This window comes from Streptomyces olivaceus, from assembly GCF_000721235.1.
Taxonomy (GTDB): Bacteria; Actinomycetota; Actinomycetes; order Streptomycetales; family Streptomycetaceae; genus Streptomyces; species Streptomyces olivaceus.
In genome coordinates, this window is record NZ_JOFH01000018.1 from 103,389 (window position 1) to 122,702 (window position 19,314).

A 19,314-nucleotide genomic window follows, 5' to 3' on the forward strand; every position below is an offset into this window, starting at 1 on the left:
CATGCCCGCACCGGACGTACAGGACGCCTCCGTACCGGACGCCTCCGAAGACGGAGGGGACGTGGGGGAGGGCCCCCGGCGCGGCGGCCTGCCCGGTGGGCGCCTGGTGACCGGCATCGCCTGGGCGGTGCTGCTCCTCGGGCTCTGGATGTGGGGCCGCGAGGGCACCGACGCGGGCGAGGGCGTGTCCCGGCCGGCCACCGGGGACATGGCCGCGGCCGGCCGGCCCCCCGACGTCCCCCTGCCTCCCGCCCACGCCCCGCTCGACGACGCCCTGCCGCAGCGCCTCGAGGTGCCCGCGCTCGGCATCGCGGCGCCGGTCGTGGAGCGCGGCCTCGACAACGGCGGCGCCATCGAACCGCCGCCCTTCGACCAGCCCGGCACCGTCGGCTGGTACGCGGCCGGCGTACGGCCCGGAGCGGCCGGCACCGCCCTCATGGTGGGCCACGTCGACACCGAGACCCGGCCCGCCGTCTTCTACGAGCTGAGCGCCCTGGAGCCCGGCGAGACCGTCCGCGTGACCCGCGACGACGCCCGGGCCGCGGAGTTCACCGTCGACGACGTCCAGGTCCTCCCCCGCGACGGCTTCGACGCCCAGCAGGCCTACGGGCCGCGCGACACGGGCCGTGCCGAACTCCGCCTGATCACCTGCGGCGGCACCTTCGACCGCACGACGAACAGCTACACGGCCAACGTCGTCGTCTCGGCGTACCTGACCGGAACCGGCTCCTAGCACACCTTCCGCCCTCCGGTCCGGGAACCGCGTGGGTGTCATCGGCGTATGTCACGATTGAGCCTTCGAACAGGGCACCCAGGGGGGTCGGATGTACGGCAGCAGGGCGGCCGCGAGCTCGTCCAGGAGGCGGGCGGCGTCGGCGGCGGTGCTGGGGGCGGCGGCGCTGCTGCTCGCGGGCTGCTCCTCGGCGGGGGGCGAGGACGGCAAGGAAGGGGACGCGGGCGCGGGGATCACCCAGCAGCCCGAGGGGAGCGACCCGTTCTGGGTCAACCCCGACGGCAGCGCGGCCCGGCAGGTCGCGTCCCTGGCCAAGTCGGGCAAGGACGACCAGGCCGAGCGGATCCGCAGGATCGCCGAGCAGCCGACCGGCGAGTGGATCAGCCCGGAGAACCCGGAGGAACAGGCGCGCGGCTTCACCGAGGCCGCCGACAAGGCCGGGCGCACCGCGCTGCTCGTCCTCTACAACATCCCGCACCGCGACTGCGGCCAGTACTCGGGCGGCGGCGCCGCCGACGGCAACGCCTACCGGTCCTTCGTCGACAGCGTCGCCAAGGGCATCGGCGACCGCTCCGCCACGGTCGTCCTGGAACCGGACGCGGTGCTCCACCTCGTCGACGGCTGCACGCCGGAGGAGTTCCACGAGGAGCGCTACGACCTGCTCAAGGGCGCGATCGCCAAGCTCACCGCGCTGAAGGACACCAAGGTCTACCTGGACGCGGGCAACGCGGGCTGGGGGCATCCCGACCAGATCTTCGAGCCGCTGAAGTGGGCCGGCGTCGAACAGGCCGACGGCTTCGCGGTCAACGTCTCGAACTTCTACACCACCGACGACTCCGTCGCCTACGGCAAGCAGCTCTCCGCCAAGGTGGGCGGCAAGCCCTTCGTCGTCGACACCAGCCGCAACGGCAACGGCCCCTACACGCAGGGCGCCCCGGACGAACGCTGGTGCAATCCTCCGGGGCGGGCCCTGGGCGAGACCCCGACGACGAAGACGGCGGACCCGCTCGTCGACGCCTACGTGTGGGTCAAGCGCCCGGGGGAGTCGGACGGCGAGTGCAAGGGCGGCCCGAAGGCGGGCGAGTGGTACCCGGAGTACGCCCTGGAGCTGGTGCAGGGGTAACTCACCCGCCCGCGAGGGGGCGCTACGGCACCCGGACCCACTCCGCCTTGCTCGGCGTCCCCTCGCCGTCGGTCACGAACATCATGTACCAGCCCGACTGGACCAGGTTCTTGTTCTCCGGCACCGTCACCGTCAACCGGTCGCCGTCCGCCGTGAAGTCCAGCGCGACGGACCGCTGGTCCACGTCGGTGACGTGCGTCGACGCGCTCGGCCGGATCAGCCGCACCTTCTTGACCGACCCGGCGGCCCGGGACGTGAACGTCCCCGAGTCGCCGCGCGCGATGGTCTGCGGTCCGCCCGACAGGTCGGGCCGCGAGTCGCGGTACAGGTACGGCGGCGTGTAGATCTCGATCCGCTGCTCGAACTCGCCCGGCTTGGTGTTGGCCTTGTCGGCGTAGAGCGAGTCGGAGCCGAAGAACATCAGCCGTCCGTCGGGCAGCAGGATCGAACCGGAGTGGTAGTTGCGGCCGACCAGCGGGTCGGCGACGCTCTCGAACTCGTTGGTGTCCGGGTGGTAGAGCCGGGCCTGGAGGATGTTGGAGTCGCCGCGGCCCCGGTAGTCCTCCGAGCCGCCGGAGACCAGCACGCTGTCGTCCGGCAGGACCGAGGCCTGCGGATAGCGGGTGCCCTTCTCCAGCGACGGCCCGTCGGTGAACTCCGGGTCGTCCGCCTTGAGGTCGACGATGCGGGTCTTCTCGCTGGACAGCTTGGACTCGCCGACCCCGCCGCCGCCGATCACCATGAACTTCTCGTCCTGCGCCGGCGGCAGCAGCACGGTGTTCGCCGTCTCCAGCATGTTCTTGTCGCTCATGCCGGGGACCTTGGTGAACTTGTTGGTCTCCACGTCCCAGACGCCCGGGTCGCGGCCCACGTCGTCCGGCCCGTAGCCCGCGTTGGCGCCCGAGTAGAAGACCTTGCCGTTCTGCATCAGGAACAGCGCCGGGTACGTCGGGAACTGGCGGACCTCGTCGGTGTAGGTCCACTTCTTGGTCTCGGGGTCGTAGACCTCGTTCTTGCCCGGCACCAGCTGGCCGATGTCGTCGAGGCCGGAGACGCTGAGGATCTTGCCGTCGCCCAGGGTGGTGAGCGTCGGGTACCAGCGGGCCTCGTGCATCGGGTCGACCTTGATGTACTTCTCGGCGACCGGGTCGAACTCGAAGGCGTCCCGGATGCCCTGGAAGTCCTTCTTGTCGAGCGCGAGCTTCTGTGCGATGCCGTAGGTGTTGCGGGCGTCGGCGCCCGACAGGCCCTGGACGCGGTAGTTGTCCTGCGTGCCGGTCTCGTACTCGGCGCCGGTCTTCTCCGCCTCGACGTAGATCCGCCCGAGGCCGGGGTCGTTGCGCACGAACTCGCCGGTCTGCGGGTCGAAGACCTTCTCGGCGCGCGGCACCAGGACCGGGTCCTTGGAGACGAAGGTCTTGCCGTTCTCCTTGCCGGTGAACCGGGTGCCCGCGGGCAGGGTGATCGGCTTGTCCGGGTTCTCGTTGTGGACGACCATCAGGCCGCCGGCCTTGGTGACGTCGCCCTTGAGCTTCTCGTACCGCTTGGTGCCGCCCGCGATCAGCAGGTTGCCGTTGGCGAGCTGGGTGTGGCCGGTGCAGAACAGGTCGGACGGCGTCGGCACCTTCTTGACCGTCCCCTTGACGGGGTCCCAGATCCGGGTGTCGTACTGCTTGGCGTCGGAGTTGTCCTGGTTGTTGCCCGACCCGGCGACCAGCAGCACCTTGCCGGTGCGCAGCAGCGCCGCGTGGATGGTGTTCAGCCGGTACTTCTCGGGGAACTCGACGACCTCCCACTTGCCGTTGGCGGCCTTGTACTCCGGCTGGTTGATCTTGTACTGGTGGTATTTCCCGGTCCCGAAGCGGTAGAGCCACGGCCCGTTCATCCCGGCCAGCGCTAGTACCACCACCGTACCTATCGCGAGGCGACGGGCGCGGCGGCGGCCGGCACGGTCTTTCATTCCTTACGTCCCCCAAGTCCACCAAGGGCGATCTGCATGGTCTGGTCGTCGCCCCCGTCGGGGGAGGCGGACCAGCTGGGCTTCCTCTGCTGCGGCGCGTGCGGCGCGTGCGGTGCCGGTGACGCGGGCGCCCGGTGGCGTCCGTGCGGCGCGTACGGCTGCGCGGGCGCGGCCGGCTGCGGCGGGACCCGGTCGGCGGGCTCCGCCGCCACGGCCGGCGGTTGCTTCTTCGCCTTCCGCAGCTCGTGCCGCCAGGCGAACATGGGCGACGCGGTGATCAGCAGCGCGAACGTCGCCCAGATGACCATCGCCGGGTGCGAGTGGCCCCAGACATAGCCGGCGGCGATCGAGCCGCCGAAGATCGCGATGAAGTACCAGTGGTACCGGAAGGTCCCGAACAGGGTGTCGGGGCTGGCCGAGTCGCCCTTCGGGGTCACCACGAACTTGCTCTTGCGGCGCAGTACGGAGTCGATGAGCGCCTTCGCGTACAGCGGCGCCGACAGCGCCGACATGATCATGCCGGCGACGCCGCCGGAGCCCTCCGGCTCGTGCGGGGAGACGTTGTGGCGGCGGTTCCAGACGTACAGGCCGATCTGGAGCGCGGAGGCGTTGCCGTAGAGCATCAGCCAGACCGCCGGGTCGATGTCCACGCCGGAGGCGCCCAGGCCCAGGAACAGGCAGCAACTCATGGCCGCCAGGATCCAGTTGAGGGCCGACATCGGGTAGAAGATGATCATCATCGTGTAGTTGAAGAGCTTGCTCGGCGGCAGCGAGTACCAGCCCTTCCAGTACTGCTTGAGGATCGTCTCGTACGTCCCGCGCGACCAGCGCATCTGCTGGGTGAAGAAGTCCGTCCAGGCGTTCGGGCCCTCGCCGACCGCCAGCACGTCCGGGGTGTAGACCGAGCGCCACTTGCGGCCCGTGGCCGGGTTCTTGGCGCGGTGGATCTCGAAGCCGGTCGCCATGTCCTCGGTGATCGAGTCGTACAGGCCGCCGATCTGCTTGAGCGCGCTGATGCGCACCGCGTTCGACGTGCCCACGAACATCGGGGCGCCGTAGCGGTTGCCCGCGCGCTGGATCAGGGCGTGGAAGAGGAACTGCTGCGACTCGGCGGCCTTGGTGATCGGGTTGTCGTAGTTGCCGTACACCTGCGGGCCGATGACGAAGCCGACGTCCGGGTCGCGGAAGAAACCGAGCATCCGCTCCAGGTAGTTGGGCAGCGGCACGTGGTCGGTGTCGACGGAGGCGAAGTAGTCGTAGTCGTCGCCGTGCGCGTCCAGCCAGGCGTTGTAGTTGCCGTGCTTGGTTTTGGCGCGGTGCGGGCCCTTCTCCCGGTTCCACTTGGCGACGCCCTTGCGGGAGAAGTGGTGCACGCCGAGGCGCGCGCAGACCTCCTTCACCTCCGGGTCGTCGCCCTCGTCGAGGAGCCAGACGTGCATCAGACCGCGGTGGCGGATCTTGACCGCCGCCTCCAGGGTCTTCGTCACCATCTCCAGCGGCTCCTTGCCGGGCACGAAGGAGGTGAGGAAGGCGACCCGGGTGCCGCTCTCGGGCACCACCGGGACCGGGTCGCGGGCGACCAGGGTGGCGTGCGCGTTCGACAGCACGTTCAGGCAGCGGAAGAGCTCGATCAGGCCGATCGCGACGAGCATCACGATGTCGAGCACGGGCAGCCAGTCGAAGGCCACGTAGTCGCGCTCGGTCCAGTGCGTGGGCTGCAGCAGCCACACCAGCAGCACCACCGAGAGGAGCGGGGCCGCGGCCAGCATCAGCGCGACCCGGAAGCGGTGGGGCTCCTGCGATATCAGCGAGCGGTACTGCACCTTGTACGGCTTGCCGGGGTCGGGCTGGGTGAGGGGGCCCGCGAGCCGGCTGTAGTGCTCGTAGTCGTACTTCGGCAGGGTCTTCTTTATCCGGCGGAACGAACCGGTGTTCCAGTTCCGGTGCCCGGGCAGCCTGAGCTGGGTCGTCTGGGACGGGTCCTGGTCCTGCCCGGCGCCCGTCGGCGTCGACGTCATGAGTCATCCCCCCACACGCGGATCATGCGTGTTTGGTCGCTTACTTCGCCGGCTCCGGCCCCCCTCGGCCATCACAGACGTAACAGTGGTGGGTGTCTGTCACCACAGCATCCACACCTTATATAGACATGGAAACGGCGACTCCCGGTTGCATGATGCTCCCTGCACCCTCCGGCCCGCACCCGGCCCCCCTTCAACCGGGCCAGGGTTCTACGGCGTTCGGCATGATCGCAAGACGTCCCGGCACCGGGCCGGATCCGGACACGCCGAAGGCCCCCCGTGTGATACGGAGGGCCTTCGACCGTCGGTGCGCCGCCAGGGACTCGAACCCCGGACCCGCTGATTAAGAGTCAGCTGCTCTAACCAACTGAGCTAGCGGCGCCTGCTGACCCGGACAACTCTACCCGACCCCGGCGCGTGCTCCGGACCGCCGCCGAGGGGGCGACCGGCACCCGTTACATCATTCGGACCGTCAACATGCGCGCCCGGGGGACAGTTGCCACACTGACCGACATGTACCGAGATGTGCCGCCGCGGACCTGCCCAGCGGGAGTGTGAGGGGAATCGCATGGAGAGCATGGAGACCCCCCTGTTCGAGGACGTCGACCCGGCGGGCGACTGCGACTGCCCCGGGTGCCGCCACTGGCGCCGCGTCCTGCCGCACGCCCCGGCCGGGCGCGGGCTCGCCCACCCGGCGGCGCACCGCGCGCTGATCGTGGCCACCGCCGCCGCGTCCGCGCTCGGTGCGGGTGCGGGTGCGGGTGCGTCCGCCGCGGTCCCGGCCGCCGTCCACGCCCCCGAGCGGCCCGGGGCCGAGCGGCACGCCCCCGGGCCCCAGGGCGCTCCGGCCGCCGACGGGCCCGGCACCCCGCAGGGCCCGCGGGCGCCGCTGCACGGGCAGGCCGCGCCGCCGGCGCCGCCCTCCGCCGGTACGAAGGCGGCCGCCCTCACCCGTACGGAGATCGTCGAGCGGGCGAAGACCTGGGTCGCCGCGAAGGTGCCGTACAGCGTCACCTCCTACTGGTCCGACGGCTACCGGCAGGACTGCTCGGGGTTCGTGTCGATGGCGTGGAAGCTGCCCGCCAACGAGTGGACCGGGAGCCTGGCGGGCCTCGCCGAGCGGATCACCAAGGAGGAGCTGCAGCCCGGCGACATCCTCCTGTTCCACAACGCGTCCGACCCCGAGAAGGGCTCCCACGTGGTGATCTTCGGCGGCTGGACGGACGCGGCGCACACCGTCTACACGGCGTACGAGCAGACCCCGCCGCACACCCGGAAGCGCGACACGCCCTACGCCTACTGGACCGACTCGGCCGCGTTCCTGCCGTACCGCTACACGGGCGTCACGGCCGGCAAGGCGGCGTCCCCCGCCGCCGGCGGCCCCGCCTCGCAGACAGTCGCCTCGCACGGGGTCGCCGGCTATCCCGGGCGGGCGATGTTCCGGCCGGGCGCGGAGAACCCGTACGTCACGCGGCTCGGCAGGCAGCTCGTGCGGAAGGGGTTCGGCACGCACTACACCAAGGGGCCGGGGCCGCGCTGGGGCGAGGCGGACCGGCGGGGCGTCGAGGCGTTCCAGCGCGCCCAGGGCTGGCGCGGCGGCGCGGCGGACGGCTACCCGGGCCCGGAGACCTGGCGGCGGCTCTTCTCCTGACGCCCGCCCCGAGACGACCACCCGTTCACGGCGCGTCTGGCGCGGAGGCTGGAGGACGCATGAGTACGACATCTTCGACGAACCCCGAGACCGTGGCACCGACGGTGGTCCCGGCCGCGGCACCGGTCATGGTCCCGGCCGCGGCACCGCCCGGGGTGCCGGCCGGAGCGGAGGCGGGGGCGCCGGCGGGGCTGCCGGCCGGTGCCGCGCCCGCGGCGGAGCCCGGTCACCGGTCCGCCGTGCGGCTCATCCACAACGAGGCCACCACCGAGATCCCCGTCCACCTGCTCTTCCGCGACGACCCCGACCCGGCCCCGGTGCCGCTGCGGCCCGCGGTCGTCGGCCGCCGGCAGGCCACCGGCGAGCAGCCCCGCGCCCGGCGCCCGGTCGCGGCACGCCCGCGCCCGGTGCCTCGGCTCGACCCGGAGCTGACGGAGCGTCCGGCCCGGGTGCTGCCCGGCGCCGCGGGGGCGGCGGCGGGACTGTGCGGAGCGGCCGGCTGCGTCCTCACCTCCTGGTGGGCCGGTCTCGTGCCGCCGCTCACGGCCCAGGCGCTGGGCCTGCCCGTGCACGCGGGCGCAGGGCTCGGGCCCGCGCAGTGGGCGGCGTACGCGGGCGCGGGGGCGCTCGGGCTGTTCGGGTTCGGCGGTCTTGCCCGGGGGCGGACCGGACGGGCCTGGGTGCTCGGACTCTTCGGCCGCTACCGCGGGACGGTGCGGCGCACCGGCCTGATGTGGGTCAACCCGCTGCTGCTGCGCCGCCGGGTCGACGTGCGGCTGCGGCACTGGCGCAGCGAGCCGATGCCCGCGGCCGACGGCAACGGGGTCGCGCTCAGGGCGGTGATGCTGGTGGTGTGGCGGGTGCGGGACACCGCGCGGGCGACGCTGGGCGTCGAGGACCACGAGACGTACCTGCGCGAGTGCGTCGAGGCGGCGCTGGCCCGGGTCCCGGTGGAGCCGCTCGGCACCGTCCGCAGCTCGGCCGACCTGGCCGGTGACACGCTGACCCGCCTGGTGGCGGCCGACGCGGCGCCGGTCGGCCTGGAGGTGTTCTCGGTGCGGCCGGTCCGGGTGGAGTACGCCCCGGAGGTGGCCGCCGCGATGCACCGGCGCCGGATCGCCGCGCTGGACGCCGCGCAGCGGGCCAGCGTGCTCACCTCGGTCGTGGACTCGGTGGAGGACACGGTGACCCGGCTGACGGTGCGCGGCCTGGTCGAGCTGGACGACTACGAGCGCAAGGTGCTGGTCAAGGACCTGACGGTGGCGTTCTGCGCGGGGCGCGGGGAGACGGGGGTCTGAGCGCTCCCGCCCGTCCCGCTTTTGGTATGGACATGTTCAATTGACGGCAATAATCTGACACTTGGTCTAGACCTACACGCTCAACCTGCACGGCTCACTGACCTTCCCCACACGTCACAGGGAGCAGCAGCATGCGCACCAGGACCAAGATCTACGCCGCCGCCCTCGGCATGGCGACCACCGGAGCCCTCGTCCTCTCCTCCGGCGGCGCCAGCGGCCACGGCTACACCGATCTGCCGGTCAGCCGGCAGAAGCTCTGCCAGAACGGCAGTGTCAGCAACTGCGGATCCATCCAGTGGGAGCCGCAGAGCGTCGAGGGGCCCAAGGGTTTCCCGGGCGGCGGTGCGGCCGACGGGCAGATCTGCTCGGGGAACAACACCCGGTTCGCCCAGCTCGACAGCCCGAAGACCCCGGGCGGCGGTGCGTGGCCGACCACCAGAGTCAGCGGCGGGCAGAGCTACACCTTCCGCTGGCAGTTCACCGTCAGCCACGCCACGACGGACTTCAAGTACTACGTGACCAAGCCGGGCTGGAACCAGAACCACAACCTGGCCCGGTCCGACCTCAACCTGACGCCGTTCCTGACGGTCCCCTACAACAACCAGCGCCCGCCGGGGACCCTCTCCCACAGCGGCGCGCTGCCGTCCGGTCTGAGCGGGCACCACGTGATCGTCGCGGTGTGGACGATCGCCGACACGGCCAACGCGTTCTACGCCTGCTCCGACGTCACGTTCTGAGCCGGGCGCCAAAGAACCCGGGCGTCAAAGAACCAGGGCACGAAGACCGCGGGCACGAAAAAAGCCCCTCGCTCCGGGCGAGGGGCTTCTTCGCTGTGCGCCGCCAGGGACTCGAACCCCGGACCCGCTGATTAAGAGTCAGCTGCTCTAACCAACTGAGCTAGCGGCGCATGACTCCCGCCGTCCGCTTCCGCGGTCGGCGACAACGAAAATACTACCCGGTCCGCGGGGGTGCTCCCGACCACGGCCCGGGGCGCCGCTCAGATCGCCAGCGACAGCAGGACCGGCGCCGCGTTCCGGTTCAGCTCCTCCGCCGCCTCGCGCAGCCGGTGCGCGTGCTCCACCGGGAGGGACAGGGCCAGGCAGCCCGCGGCGGAGCCGGCGGTGAGCGGGACGGCCGCGCAGACCGTGCCCACCGCGTACTCCTGGAGGTCCAGCACGGGCACGGTGGGCGGCTGGGACTCCAGCCGGGAGAGCAGCAGGCGGTCACTCGTGATCGTGCGCGAGGTCAGCCGGGCCATCTTGTGCCGGGCCAGGTGGTCGCGGCGCCCGGCGTGGTCCAGCTGGGTCAGCAGGCTCTTGCCGACCGCGGTGGCGTGCGCCGAGACCCGGAAGTCCACCCACTCGTTCACCCTGGGCGCGGCCGGGCTGTCGGCGTACTGGGTGACGCTGACCTCGCCGTCGACGTACCGGCTGATGTAGACGGCGGCGCCCACGGAGTCGCGCAGCCGGTCCAGGGTGCGCTGGAGGCGCTCGCGCAGCGCGGCCTCGCGGTCGTGCGCCGAACCCGGCCGGGCCAGGACGTCCCCGGTGACGTACGCCCCGTCGGCGGTCTGCTCGACGTATCCCTCGCGGCGCAGCATGCGCAGCAGGGGGAGGAGCCGTTTCCGGGCGATGCCCGAGTCGCGGGCGAGGTCGGTGCCGGTCACTCCGGAGGTGTGCCGCGCCACCGTCTCCAGGACGCGCAGGGCGTCCTGGGCCGAGTGGTGCGGCGCGGTCGGCTTGTGCTGCAGCGCCACGGTGGTCTCCTGCTGCGCTCGGTAGGCCCTGCCCCTGTCCCTGCCTGTGCCCCCGCTCCGGACAGCGGATCTGCGTGTCGGATCCCTTTCACGATAGCCGCCAAGCGGCCTTCCGCGAGGGGGTGTTGACGGGATTCCGGTTCGGTGTTCCGGGGCTGCCAGCTGCACCGCTGACCCTCTGGCATATGACAGCGGTCTGCCCCAACGCTCCGACCTCGGAGCATCGGGGCAGTGACACCGGGTGTCCGGAGACCCGCGCTACAGGATCGGACTCAGGATCGGACTACAGGACCGCGCTGAGGAACTCCCGCGTCCGGTCGTGCTCCGGCTCGCTGAAGATCTTCTCCGGCGGACCGGCCTCGATGACCCGGCCCGAGTCGAACATCAGGACCTGGTCCGAGATGTCCCGGGCGAAGTTCATCTCGTGGGTCACGCAGAGCATGGTGATGTCCGTGGTGCGCGCGATGTCCCGCAGCAGGTCCAGAACGCCCGCGACCAGCTCCGGGTCGAGCGCCGAGGTCACCTCGTCGAGGAGCAGCACCTTGGGCCGCATCGCCAGCGCCCGGGCGATCGCCACCCGCTGCTGCTGGCCGCCGGAGAGCTGGGCCGGATGCGCGTCGCACTTGTCGGCGAGGCCGACCATGTCGAGCAGCCCCTTGGCGCGCTCCACCGCCTCGTCCTTGGACAGGCCGAGCACGGTGACCGGCGCCTCGGTGATGTTGCGCAGCACCGTCATGTTCGGGAACAGGTTGAACTGCTGGAACACCATCCCGATCTGCTTGCGCGCCTCCCGCCGCTCCTTCTCGGTCGCCGGGAAGAGCTTCTGCCCGTCCACGGTGATCGTGCCCTCGTCGGGCTTGAGCAGCGTCATCAGCAGCCGCAGGATCGTCGTCTTGCCCGAGCCGGACGGCCCGATCAGGGTGACGTGCTTGCCGGCGTCCACGGCGAAGTCGAGGTTGTCGAGCACGGTGTTGGACCCGAACCGCTTGGTGACCTGCTCCAGCCGGATCAGCTCGCCGCCACCCTGCTCCGGGCTCTTCTCGGGGTTGGGAAGGGTTTCAGTGGACAAGGCGTCGCTCCAGGGCTCGCAGGGCAAGGGAGGCCAGGTAGGAAATGATGATGAAGGCCACACCGATCACCGTCAGGGGCTCGGTGAACTGGAAGTTCTGCTGCGAGAACAGGCGTGCCTCGCCGAGCATCTCCAGCACCGTGATCGCCATCAGCAGCGGCGTGTCCTTCAGCATGGAGATCACGTAGTTGCCGAGGGCGGGCACCACCCTGCGGATCGCCTGCGGCAGGATGACCGCCGTCCACGTCCGCCCGAGCGGCAGGTTCAGCGCCGTCGCGGCCTCCCACTGGCCGACCGGCACCCCCTCGATGCCGGCCCGGTAGACCTGCATCGTGTACGTCGAGTAGTGCAGGCCGATGGCGACCACACCGGTGGTGAGCGCCGAGAACGTGATGTTCCACTCGGGCAGCACGTAGAAGAGGAAGAACAGCTGCACCAGCAGCGGCGTGTTCCGGATGAACTCGGTGACCACGCCGACCGGCCAGGTCACCCAGCGGCTCGGCACCCGCATCAGCAGCGCCCACACCAGGCCGAGGCCGAAGGAGACCAGCGAGCCGAGGACCAGGATCTGCAGGGTGACCAGCAGACCGTCCCAGAAGTGCGGCATGAAGTCGGAGACCGCGCTCCAGTCCCAGTTCACGACACACCACTTCCCTCAGGCACGCGCACGGCCGCCGTCTTCTTCCGCGGGGCCTTGCCGACGCCCGCCTTCAGCTTCTTCTCCAGGCCGCGCATCACCCGCGTGAGCAGGAACGCGATCACGAAGTAGATCAGCAGGATGTACGTGTAGATCTCCGCGCTCTCCTGCAACGCCAGGCGCACCAGGTTGCCGCTGAACGCGAGGTCGCCCATGCCCATGATCGAGACCAGGGCGGTGCCCTTGAGCAGCTCGATCAGCAGGTTGGAGAAGGGCGGGATCATCTCCGGCACGGCCTGCGGCAGCATGATCAGCTTCATCCGCTGCCAGGGCGTGAAGCTGAGGGCGATGCCGCCCTCCTTCTGCGCCGGGTCCACCGCGGCGAGCGCGCCGCGCACGATCTCGGAGCCGTACGCCCCGTAGGTCAGACCCAGCGCCAGCGTGCCCGCCCACATCGGCACCAGCTGCCAGCCGAAGGCCGGCGGCAGCACGAAGAAGACCCAGAAGATCATCACCAGCGCGGAGGTGCCGCGGAACACCTCGGTGTAGAGGCCCGCGAGGAAGCGGACGATCCACAGCCGGTGGGTGCGTGCCACGCCGACCACGAAGGAGACGCCGGCCGCGAGGAGCGAGCTGAAGAAGAGCAGCTGGATCGTGACCCAGATGCCCTGGAGTACGAGTTCCCACAGTCCCGAGGTCATCCGCCGCAGAGCTCCTTCGCGGTCAGATCCGTCATCTCTTCCTCGGAGAAACCGAAGGGCCTGAGGATGCGCAGCAGCTCGCCGCTCTTCTTGAGCTTCTGCAGCTCGACGTTGAACGCGTCCCGCAGGTTGGTCTCGTCCGGGCGGAAGGCGAAGGCGCCGCCGTCGACATGGGGCTTGCCGCCGACGAGCGGTGCGAAGGGCTCGGTCGCCTCGGCCTTGCTGGACTTCTTCACCACTTCGCGGACGGTCAGTGCCGTGCCCGCGAAGACGTCCACGCGCCCGGCCTCGACGGCGTTGAGGCCGGCCACCTGGTCGGGGACGATCAGGATCTCGTCCTCCTTGTACCCGTGCTCCACCGCGTAGGCGATCTCGGCGTAGCCGGTGCCGGTCGCGAACTTGGCCTTCTTCTCGACGACGTCCCGGTAGTTGTGCAGCCCGAGCGGGTTGCCCTTGCGCACGATGTACGCGTCGAGCATCTGGTAGTCCGGGTCGGAGAAGATGACCTGCTGGCAGCGGTCGGCGTTGATGTACATCCCGGCCGCCACGACGTCGAACTGCTGCGACGCCAGCCCCGGCACGAGGGAGCCGAACTCCGTCGGCACCGGCTGCACCCGGTCCACTCCGAGCCGCTTGAAGATGACCTTCGCCAGCTCCGGTGCCTCGCCGGTCAGCTCGCCGTTCTTGTCGATGTACCCGAAGGGGACCTCGCCCGCGATGCCGAGCCGGGCCACACCCTGGGCCCGGATCCGGTCGAGCAGGTCACCCCCCTTCACGTCGGAGGCGGTGGCCACCCGCGAGCAGCCCGCCGCGCCCAGTGCACCGAGCGCCGCGACCCCCGCGAGCAGCGACCGGCGAGTGGGCCCGGCTGTGTGGGGCCTATGGTCGGATATCCCCAATGTAGGGGTTCTGTGTGGTGGAGCCATGGGCGCGCAGCTACCCGATGGGGCACGGGTTATGCCGATCTTTTTCAGTCCGAGACCTGGGCCGACACGGCACGGCGCTCTTGACCGGGGGGCCGCCGAACCACTGCCATGGAGGGTATGGCTGATCGCTACATCGAAGTCTCGCTGGTCAAGCGCGGAATCACCTGCACGGCCCAACTGCTCGACGACCGGGCCCCGATCACCTGCGCGGCCGTCTGGGACGCGCTCCCCCTCGGCGGCGACGTGTATCACGCCAAATACGCGCGCAACGAGATCTACGCCCTCTTCCCGCCCTTCGCGGCATCCGAACCACCGCTGGAGAATCCGACGGTAACGCCTATTCCGGGCGACCTGTGCTATTTCGCCTTCGCCGGTGCCGAGTTGGGCACCAAGGCGTACGGCTACGACCGCGAGGTCCGCCCCGGCACCACCCTCGTCGACCTCGCCCTCTTCTACGAGCGCAACAACCTGCTCCTCAACGCCGACGTCGGCTGGGTCCCGGGCACGGTCTGGGGCCAGATCACGGAGGGCCTCACCGTCATGGCCGAGGCCTGCAACGACCTGTGGCGCACGGGTGCGGAGGGAGAAACCCTCAGCTTCCGAAGGGCGTAACCCCGCCCGGCCGCCGCTGCGGGCAGTCGTGCCGCTGGGGCGGCACGGGTGGGCGCAGCGGCACCCCGCAAGCGCCGGGCCGCGCGACCCACCCCCGCCCCGCCCCCACCCCGGCGCACTACTCGGCGGACGCACACCGCCCCCACCTCACCCGCGCCGGTCACGCCCCGGCCGACGCCACCCCTGCCCCGTACAACGCATGCGCGGCCCGCAACACCAGATCATCCCGATGCCGGGCCGCGACGATCTGGAGCCCGACGGGCAACCCGTCCCCGTCGCTCCCGACAGGCACCGTCCCCGCCGGCTGCTGCGTGAGATTGAACGGATACGTGAACGGCGTCCACCCCGTCCACCTCCGGTACCCCGCCCCCTTCGGCACCTCCACCCCCGCCTCGAACGCCGTGATCGGCAGCGTCGGCGTCACCAGCAGGTCGTACTCCTGGTGGAAGACCCCCATCCGCCGCCCCAGCTCCATCCGGGCGTCCACCGCGGCCAGGTACTGCAGCGCCGAGTACCGGGCCCCGGCCCCCACGATCTCCCGCAGCCCGGGGTCGAGCAGCTCCCGCTGCGCCGCCCGCAGGTGCTGCACCACCCGCGCCGCCCCGCTGAACCACAGCGCGTGGAACGCCTCCACCGGGTCCGTGAAGTCGGGGTCGGTCTCCGTCACGTACGCGCCCAGTTCCGCCAGCCGCTCCACCGCCCGCCGTACCGCCCCGGCCACCGCGGGGCGCACCGCCACCTGCCCGCCGAGTGTGGGCGAGTACGCCACCCGCAGCCCGCGCACCCCGCCCGACAGGGCCTCGGTGTAGGACCCGGGCGCCGGGCCGAGCGCCGACCAGTCGCGGGCGTCCGGGGCACCGATCACGTCCAGCATCAGCGCCGCGTCCGCCGCGTCCCGGGTCATCGGGCCGACGTGCGCGAGTGTGCCGAAGGCGCTCGCGGGGTACAGCGGCACCCGGCCGTACGTCGGTTTCAGGCCGAAGATTCCGCAGAAGGACGCCGGGATGCGCACGCTGCCCCCGCCGTCCGTGCCCAGCGCCAGCGGCCCCGCGCCGAGCGCCACGGCCGCCGCCGCGCCCCCGCTGGAACCGCCCGCGGTACGGGACGGGTCGTGCGGGTTGCGGGTGACGCCGGAGAGCGGCGAGTCCGTCACGCCCTTCCAGCCGTACTCCGGCGTCGTCGTCTTGCCGACGAAGACCGCGCCGTGCTCGCGCAGCCGGGCGACGGACGGCGCGTCCTCCTCCCAGGGGCCGTCCGGCGAGACGGCCCGGGAGCCGCGCAGGGTGGGATGGCCGCGCGTCAGCAGGATGTCCTTGACCGTGACCGGTACGCCGTCCAGCAGTCCGCCCGGCTCCCCGCGACGCCACCGCTCCTCGGCCCGCGCGGCCTGGTCGAGCGCCTCCTCGCCGGTCAGCCGGACGAAGGCGTTCACCTCCGGCTGGATCCGCTCGGCGCGCGCCAGTGCCGCCCGGGTTGCTTCGACTGGGCTGAATGCGCCCTTGCGGTAGCCGTCGACGAGCTGTACAGCGGTCAGCTCAGTGAGGTCGGTCATGCAGCACCCTCCCGCGATCTCTGGTCCGTCGGTGTCCGGGTGCGCGGGCCCGCCGGTGCCGGAGCACGGTCCCGCGTCGGTGCCGGGGCCGTGGGGCGCGCGTCGGGGCCGTGCGGCCCGAGTCGGTGTCGGCGCCGGGCGCGCGGCCCGGGCCGGTCGGTATCGGTGCCGTGCGCCCGGCCCGGGTCGGTGTCGGTGCCGGGCGTGCGGCCGGTCAGTGGCCCGGTACGTAGCCGCGCTTCTTGTCGACCACGTTCTCCAGTGGTCCGCCGGCCGCCCAGCTCTCGAACAACTCCACGAACTGCGCGCCCAGTTCGTCCCGCCAGCCGATGGTGTCCCCGCTCATGTGCGGCGAGACGATCAGCTCCGGCACCCGCCACAGGTCACTGTCCGGCGCGAGCGGTTCGCTGTTCAGCACGTCCAGCGCGGCGCCCGCGATCCGGTGCCCGGTCAGCGCGTCGACGAGGTCGTCCTCGACGACCAGCTGCCCTCGCCCCACGTTCACGAACCGCGCGGAGGGCTGCATCAGACCGAACCGCCGGGCGTCGAACATGCCCCGGGTGTCGTCGGTGAGCGGTGCCGCGGCGACCACCCAGTCGGCCCCGGCGAGCAGCTGGTCCAGCTCCTCCGGTCCGTGCACGCCGGGGCGCGCGGTGCGGCCGACGAGCGCCGTGGTGATGCCGAGCGCCGTCAGGGTCTGCGCGACCGCCCGCCCGATCGGCCCCGAGCCGACCACGCAGGCACGGGTCCCGGCCACCCGCATCGACTCGCGGTGCCGCCAGGTCCGCTCGCCCTGCAGGCGCAGCGTCCGGGGCAGGTCCTTGGCCATCGCCAGGACGAGGGCGGCGACGTACTCGGCGATCGGCCGGTCGAAGACACCGCGCGCGTTGGTCACCACCGTGTCCGAGTCGGCCAGCTCCGGGCACATCAGGTGGTCCACCCCGGCGCTCGCCGTGTGCACCCAGCGCGGCCGGGGGCCCTTTCCGGGCCACGCCTCGCGGACCGCGTGCGAGGCGAAGTCCCACACGAGCAGCACGTCGGCCTCAGGCAGCCGGTCGGCCAGCGTCGTCCCGTCGGCGTGCTCGACGCGGGCCCGGCCGGTGAGCCGGCCCAGCCGGGGGAGGGGTTCGGCGTCCAGGACGAGGAGCGTGGGCGTGGTCATCGGCAGGCCTGTCTCCGTGCGGGAGGAACGGGGGGAGCAACTGCGGAAAAAGGGGGCGTTTCAGGAGTTGACGCGGAAGTTAACCGGCTGTTGACCTGGAGGTGACGCGGGCGGATTGACCACGCTCGCACCAGAACCTACCTTCGTCAACACGGCCGTGTGTAACGGTGCGTTGCCTTCTCGTTCCTCAGTGTGAGGCCGGTGCGTGCCATGGACATCTCCTTTCTCGGCGGACCCGCTCCGCAACGCGGGGTCGGCGTGGTCGCCCCGTTCGACTTCGCACTCGATCGCGAGCTGTGGCGATGGGTGCCCGACGAGGTCTCGCTGCACATGACGCGGACGCCCTTCGTCCCCGTCGAGGTCAGTCTGGACCTGGCCCGAATGGTCAGTGAGCACGAAACGCTCGGCGAGGCGGTGCGCACGCTCAACGCCATCGCCCCCGAGGTCGTCGCCTACGCCTGCACCTCGGGCAGCTTCGTGGGCGGCATCGCCGGTGAGCGGGCCATGTGCGAGGCCATGACCTGGGCGGGCGCGGTCCCGTCCGTGACCACCTCCGGCGCGCTCCTCGACGCGCTGGCCGAGCTGGGCGTACGCCGGGTCGCACTGGTGACGCCGTACACCGTCTCCGTGACCCGTGCGCTGGAGGCGTACGTCGCCGAGGCCGGCGTGACGATCTCCGGTTGCGCCTACATGGGGCTGACCCGGCACATCTGGAAGGTGCCGTACCGCGACGTCGCCGACATGGCCCGCCGGGCGGTGCCGGTCGAGGGCGCGGCGGACGCCCTGTTCATCTCCTGCACCAACCTCCCCACCTACGACGTCATCCCGCAGCTGGAGGCCGAGCTGCGGATCCCGGTGATCTCGGCCAACCAAGTGACGATGTGGGCGGCACTGCGCCGACTGGGTACCCCTGCGGTGGGGCCGTACCAGGCGCTGACCGATCCGTCCGCGCGCATCGGCCCCACGGTGCCGGGCCCGGTGGGTCCGGCGGTGGCGGGGCCGCTCGGTCCCGCGGTGGCGGACATGCCGGGCGTCGGTGACGGCCCCGACACGGAACAGCAGCAGGAAGGGTGGACATGACAGCGCTGGGATTCCTGTACCCGGGTCACTCCGGCGAGGACGACTATCCACGCATCGAGCAGCTGCTGGGCAGCGACATCCGGGTGGACCTGGTGCACACGGACATCGGCGAGGACGCCCACCGGGTGGACGCGCTGCTCGAGATGGGCTCGCCGCAGCGGCTCGCGGCCGGCGTGTCCGAGCTGCGGCTCGCCGGTGCGGACGCGGTGGTGTGGGCCTGCACCAGCGGCAGCTTCGTGCACGGCTGGGACGGCGCCCACGAACAGGTGCGCGCCCTGGCCCAGGCGGCGGGACTGCCGGCCTCGTCCACCTCCTTCGCCTTCGTCAACGCGGCGAAGGAGATCGGGGTGCGCCGGGTCTCCGTCGGGGCGACCTACCCGGACGACGTGGCCCGGCTCTTCGCGGACTTCCTCGGCGCCGCCGGCATCGAGGTCACCGACGTCGTCAGCTCGGGCATCATCACGGCCGCGGAGGTCGGCACCTGGACCGAGGCGGAGGTACTGGCGCTGGCTCGCGCCGCCGACCGCCCGGACGCGCAGGCGGTGCTCCTGCCGGACACGGCGCTGCACACGGTGGCCCACATCCCGGCCCTGGAGAAGGAGCTGGGCAAGCCGGTCCTCACCGCCAACCAGGTCACCATCTGGGAGGGCCTGCGCCTGGCCGACCGCCGGGTCAACGCACCGGAGCTGGGCGCGCTCTTCACCCGGGAGCCGGTGGTGCAGGCCTGACCCTGCCTTCTCCGGCGCGGATGCCCTGTGCAACGGAAGAACCCCGGTCCCGCTCTTCGCGGGGCCGGGGTTCTCGTCGAGCGCTGGGCAGGCCTTGCACCTGCATTTCCTCACGGGAAGTGAGGCGTCTTTCCTTGGACCACCAACGCACTGTCCGACGCGGGGGGTTGGGCCCCCGTGATCAGGCAAGATGATCGTACCGCAGTCGCGCCGGAGGTGCACATCGGTCGTGCGGGAGGTGTGCACCGGTAGCGCGGGAGGTGTGCATCGGCCGCCCGGCGCGCCGGTGGCAAGCGGCCGGGCGCGCG

Annotated in this window: 17 protein-coding genes and 2 tRNA genes; 8 read left to right on the forward strand and 11 right to left on the reverse strand. The window is 71.5% G+C overall.

What is annotated here, in order from left to right; genetic code table 11:
• The first annotated feature begins 1 nt into the window (after nucleotide 1).
• Nucleotides 2-733 carry a class F sortase gene (locus IG94_RS0121000; protein ID WP_078892374.1) on the forward strand — a complete coding sequence of 244 codons (732 nt, stop codon included), beginning with the start codon at nucleotides 2-4 and terminating at the stop codon, nucleotides 731-733.
• Nucleotides 734-824: 91 nt separating this feature from the next.
• Entirely contained in the window at nucleotides 825-1,856 is a 1,032-nt protein-coding gene (locus IG94_RS0121005; protein WP_031039054.1) for a glycoside hydrolase family 6 protein, read from the forward strand.
• A gap of 22 nt (nucleotides 1,857-1,878) precedes the next feature.
• On the opposite strand, the gene glxA is transcribed toward IG94_RS0121005, so the two are convergent.
• The 3 genes from glxA to IG94_RS0121020 all read right to left on the reverse strand — a co-directional run bounded on the left by glxA (nucleotide 1,879) and on the right by IG94_RS0121020 (nucleotide 6,216).
• The gene (gene glxA, locus IG94_RS0121010; RefSeq protein WP_031039057.1) at nucleotides 1,879-3,816 is read right to left on the reverse strand and encodes a radical copper oxidase GlxA; all 1,938 of its coding nucleotides are present in this window, start codon (nucleotides 3,814-3,816) and stop codon (nucleotides 1,879-1,881) included.
• Complete coding sequence (locus tag IG94_RS0121015) at nucleotides 3,813-5,834, reverse strand: glycosyltransferase family 2 protein (RefSeq protein WP_031039061.1); 2,022 nt, start codon at nucleotides 5,832-5,834, stop codon at nucleotides 3,813-3,815. Before IG94_RS0121015 ends, glxA begins: the two co-directional genes overlap by 4 nt.
• 308 nt (nucleotides 5,835-6,142) lie before the next feature.
• Nucleotides 6,143-6,216, reverse strand: a tRNA-Lys gene (locus IG94_RS0121020).
• Between the two features lie 195 nt (nucleotides 6,217-6,411).
• On the opposite strand from IG94_RS0121020, the gene IG94_RS0121025 reads away from it, so the two are divergent.
• The 3 genes from IG94_RS0121025 to IG94_RS0121035 all read left to right on the forward strand — a co-directional run bounded on the left by IG94_RS0121025 (nucleotide 6,412) and on the right by IG94_RS0121035 (nucleotide 9,520).
• Nucleotides 6,412-7,485, forward strand: coding sequence for a peptidoglycan-binding protein (locus tag IG94_RS0121025; RefSeq protein ID WP_031039064.1), 1,074 nt, complete (start codon nucleotides 6,412-6,414; stop codon nucleotides 7,483-7,485).
• A 59-nt stretch (nucleotides 7,486-7,544) separates the two neighbouring features.
• Nucleotides 7,545-8,783, forward strand: coding sequence for an SPFH domain-containing protein (locus tag IG94_RS0121030; protein ID WP_224326385.1), 1,239 nt, complete (start codon nucleotides 7,545-7,547; stop codon nucleotides 8,781-8,783).
• Between the two features lie 131 nt (nucleotides 8,784-8,914).
• Entirely contained in the window at nucleotides 8,915-9,520 is a 606-nt protein-coding gene (locus tag IG94_RS0121035; protein WP_031039070.1) for a lytic polysaccharide monooxygenase auxiliary activity family 9 protein, read from the forward strand.
• A gap of 96 nt (nucleotides 9,521-9,616) precedes the next feature.
• Here the strand turns inward: IG94_RS0121035 and IG94_RS0121040 are convergent.
• The 6 genes from IG94_RS0121040 to ehuB all read right to left on the reverse strand — a co-directional run bounded on the left by IG94_RS0121040 (nucleotide 9,617) and on the right by ehuB (nucleotide 13,872).
• Nucleotides 9,617-9,690, reverse strand: a tRNA-Lys gene (locus IG94_RS0121040).
• Nucleotides 9,691-9,780: 90 nt separating this feature from the next.
• Nucleotides 9,781-10,539 carry an IclR family transcriptional regulator gene (locus tag IG94_RS0121045; protein WP_031039075.1) on the reverse strand — a complete coding sequence of 253 codons (759 nt, stop codon included), beginning with the start codon at nucleotides 10,537-10,539 and terminating at the stop codon, nucleotides 9,781-9,783.
• Nucleotides 10,540-10,822: 283 nt separating this feature from the next.
• Nucleotides 10,823-11,608 (reverse strand): ectoine/hydroxyectoine ABC transporter ATP-binding protein EhuA, encoded by a 786-nt coding sequence (gene ehuA, locus IG94_RS0121050; protein ID WP_031039077.1) that lies wholly within the window; start codon nucleotides 11,606-11,608, stop codon nucleotides 10,823-10,825.
• Nucleotides 11,598-12,248 (reverse strand): ectoine/hydroxyectoine ABC transporter permease subunit EhuD, encoded by a 651-nt coding sequence (gene ehuD / locus IG94_RS0121055; protein WP_031039081.1) that lies wholly within the window; start codon nucleotides 12,246-12,248, stop codon nucleotides 11,598-11,600. Before ehuD ends, ehuA begins: the two co-directional genes overlap by 11 nt.
• Nucleotides 12,245-12,946 carry an ectoine/hydroxyectoine ABC transporter permease subunit EhuC gene (gene ehuC / locus IG94_RS0121060; RefSeq protein ID WP_031039086.1) on the reverse strand — a complete coding sequence of 234 codons (702 nt, stop codon included), beginning with the start codon at nucleotides 12,944-12,946 and terminating at the stop codon, nucleotides 12,245-12,247. The genes ehuD and ehuC overlap by 4 nt, the downstream gene beginning before the upstream one ends.
• Complete coding sequence (ehuB, locus tag IG94_RS0121065; protein WP_078892375.1) at nucleotides 12,943-13,872, reverse strand: ectoine/hydroxyectoine ABC transporter substrate-binding protein EhuB; 930 nt, start codon at nucleotides 13,870-13,872, stop codon at nucleotides 12,943-12,945. The genes ehuC and ehuB overlap by 4 nt, the downstream gene beginning before the upstream one ends.
• Before the next feature lie 117 nt (nucleotides 13,873-13,989).
• On the opposite strand from ehuB, the gene IG94_RS0121070 reads away from it, so the two are divergent.
• On the forward strand, nucleotides 13,990-14,484 hold the full coding sequence (locus IG94_RS0121070) for a DUF3830 family protein (protein ID WP_031039093.1): 495 nt from the start codon (nucleotides 13,990-13,992) through the stop codon (nucleotides 14,482-14,484).
• A 160-nt stretch (nucleotides 14,485-14,644) separates the two neighbouring features.
• On the opposite strand, the gene IG94_RS0121075 is transcribed toward IG94_RS0121070, so the two are convergent.
• Entirely contained in the window at nucleotides 14,645-16,036 is a 1,392-nt protein-coding gene (locus tag IG94_RS0121075) for an amidase (RefSeq protein ID WP_031039097.1), read from the reverse strand.
• A gap of 214 nt (nucleotides 16,037-16,250) precedes the next feature.
• The gene (locus IG94_RS0121080; protein WP_031039100.1) at nucleotides 16,251-17,198 is read right to left on the reverse strand and encodes a D-2-hydroxyacid dehydrogenase; all 948 of its coding nucleotides are present in this window, start codon (nucleotides 17,196-17,198) and stop codon (nucleotides 16,251-16,253) included.
• 210 nt (nucleotides 17,199-17,408) lie between these two features.
• Here IG94_RS0121080 and IG94_RS0121085 point away from each other — a divergent pair, with 210 nt between their 5' ends.
• Together IG94_RS0121085 and IG94_RS0121090 are read left to right on the forward strand one after the other, a co-directional pair.
• Complete coding sequence (locus tag IG94_RS0121085; RefSeq protein ID WP_031039103.1) at nucleotides 17,409-18,278, forward strand: maleate cis-trans isomerase family protein; 870 nt, start codon at nucleotides 17,409-17,411, stop codon at nucleotides 18,276-18,278.
• On the forward strand, nucleotides 18,275-19,006 hold the full coding sequence (locus tag IG94_RS0121090) for a maleate cis-trans isomerase family protein (RefSeq protein ID WP_031039106.1): 732 nt from the start codon (nucleotides 18,275-18,277) through the stop codon (nucleotides 19,004-19,006). The genes IG94_RS0121085 and IG94_RS0121090 overlap by 4 nt, the downstream gene beginning before the upstream one ends.
• Nucleotides 19,007-19,314 lie beyond the last annotated feature (308 nt).

What these genes read in the sequence shown, in the direction of transcription:
- IG94_RS0121070 (WP_031039093.1), top strand. Translation starts at nt 13,990, where the DNA reads ATGGCTGATCGCTACATCGAAGTCTCGCTGGTCAAGCGCGGAATCACC.
- IG94_RS0121025 (WP_031039064.1), top strand. Translation starts at nt 6,412, where the DNA reads ATGGAGACCCCCCTGTTCGAGGACGTCGACCCGGCGGGCGACTGCGAC.
- IG94_RS0121000 (WP_078892374.1), top strand. Translation starts at nt 2, where the DNA reads ATGCCCGCACCGGACGTACAGGACGCCTCCGTACCGGACGCCTCCGAA.
- IG94_RS0121030 (WP_224326385.1), top strand. Translation starts at nt 7,545, where the DNA reads ATGAGTACGACATCTTCGACGAACCCCGAGACCGTGGCACCGACGGTG.
- IG94_RS0121005 (WP_031039054.1), top strand. Translation starts at nt 825, where the DNA reads ATGTACGGCAGCAGGGCGGCCGCGAGCTCGTCCAGGAGGCGGGCGGCG.
- ehuC (WP_031039086.1), bottom strand. Translation starts at nt 12,946, where the DNA reads ATGACCTCGGGACTGTGGGAACTCGTACTCCAGGGCATCTGGGTCACG.
- IG94_RS0121035 (WP_031039070.1), top strand. Translation starts at nt 8,915, where the DNA reads ATGCGCACCAGGACCAAGATCTACGCCGCCGCCCTCGGCATGGCGACC.
- IG94_RS0121015 (WP_031039061.1), bottom strand. Translation starts at nt 5,834, where the DNA reads ATGACGTCGACGCCGACGGGCGCCGGGCAGGACCAGGACCCGTCCCAG.
- glxA (WP_031039057.1), bottom strand. Translation starts at nt 3,816, where the DNA reads ATGAAAGACCGTGCCGGCCGCCGCCGCGCCCGTCGCCTCGCGATAGGT.
- IG94_RS0121080 (WP_031039100.1), bottom strand. Translation starts at nt 17,198, where the DNA reads ATGACCACGCCCACGCTCCTCGTCCTGGACGCCGAACCCCTCCCCCGG.
- IG94_RS0121075 (WP_031039097.1), bottom strand. Translation starts at nt 16,036, where the DNA reads ATGACCGACCTCACTGAGCTGACCGCTGTACAGCTCGTCGACGGCTAC.
- IG94_RS0121090 (WP_031039106.1), top strand. Translation starts at nt 18,275, where the DNA reads ATGACAGCGCTGGGATTCCTGTACCCGGGTCACTCCGGCGAGGACGAC.
- ehuB (WP_078892375.1), bottom strand. Translation starts at nt 13,872, where the DNA reads ATGGCTCCACCACACAGAACCCCTACATTGGGGATATCCGACCATAGG.
- IG94_RS0121085 (WP_031039103.1), top strand. Translation starts at nt 17,409, where the DNA reads ATGGACATCTCCTTTCTCGGCGGACCCGCTCCGCAACGCGGGGTCGGC.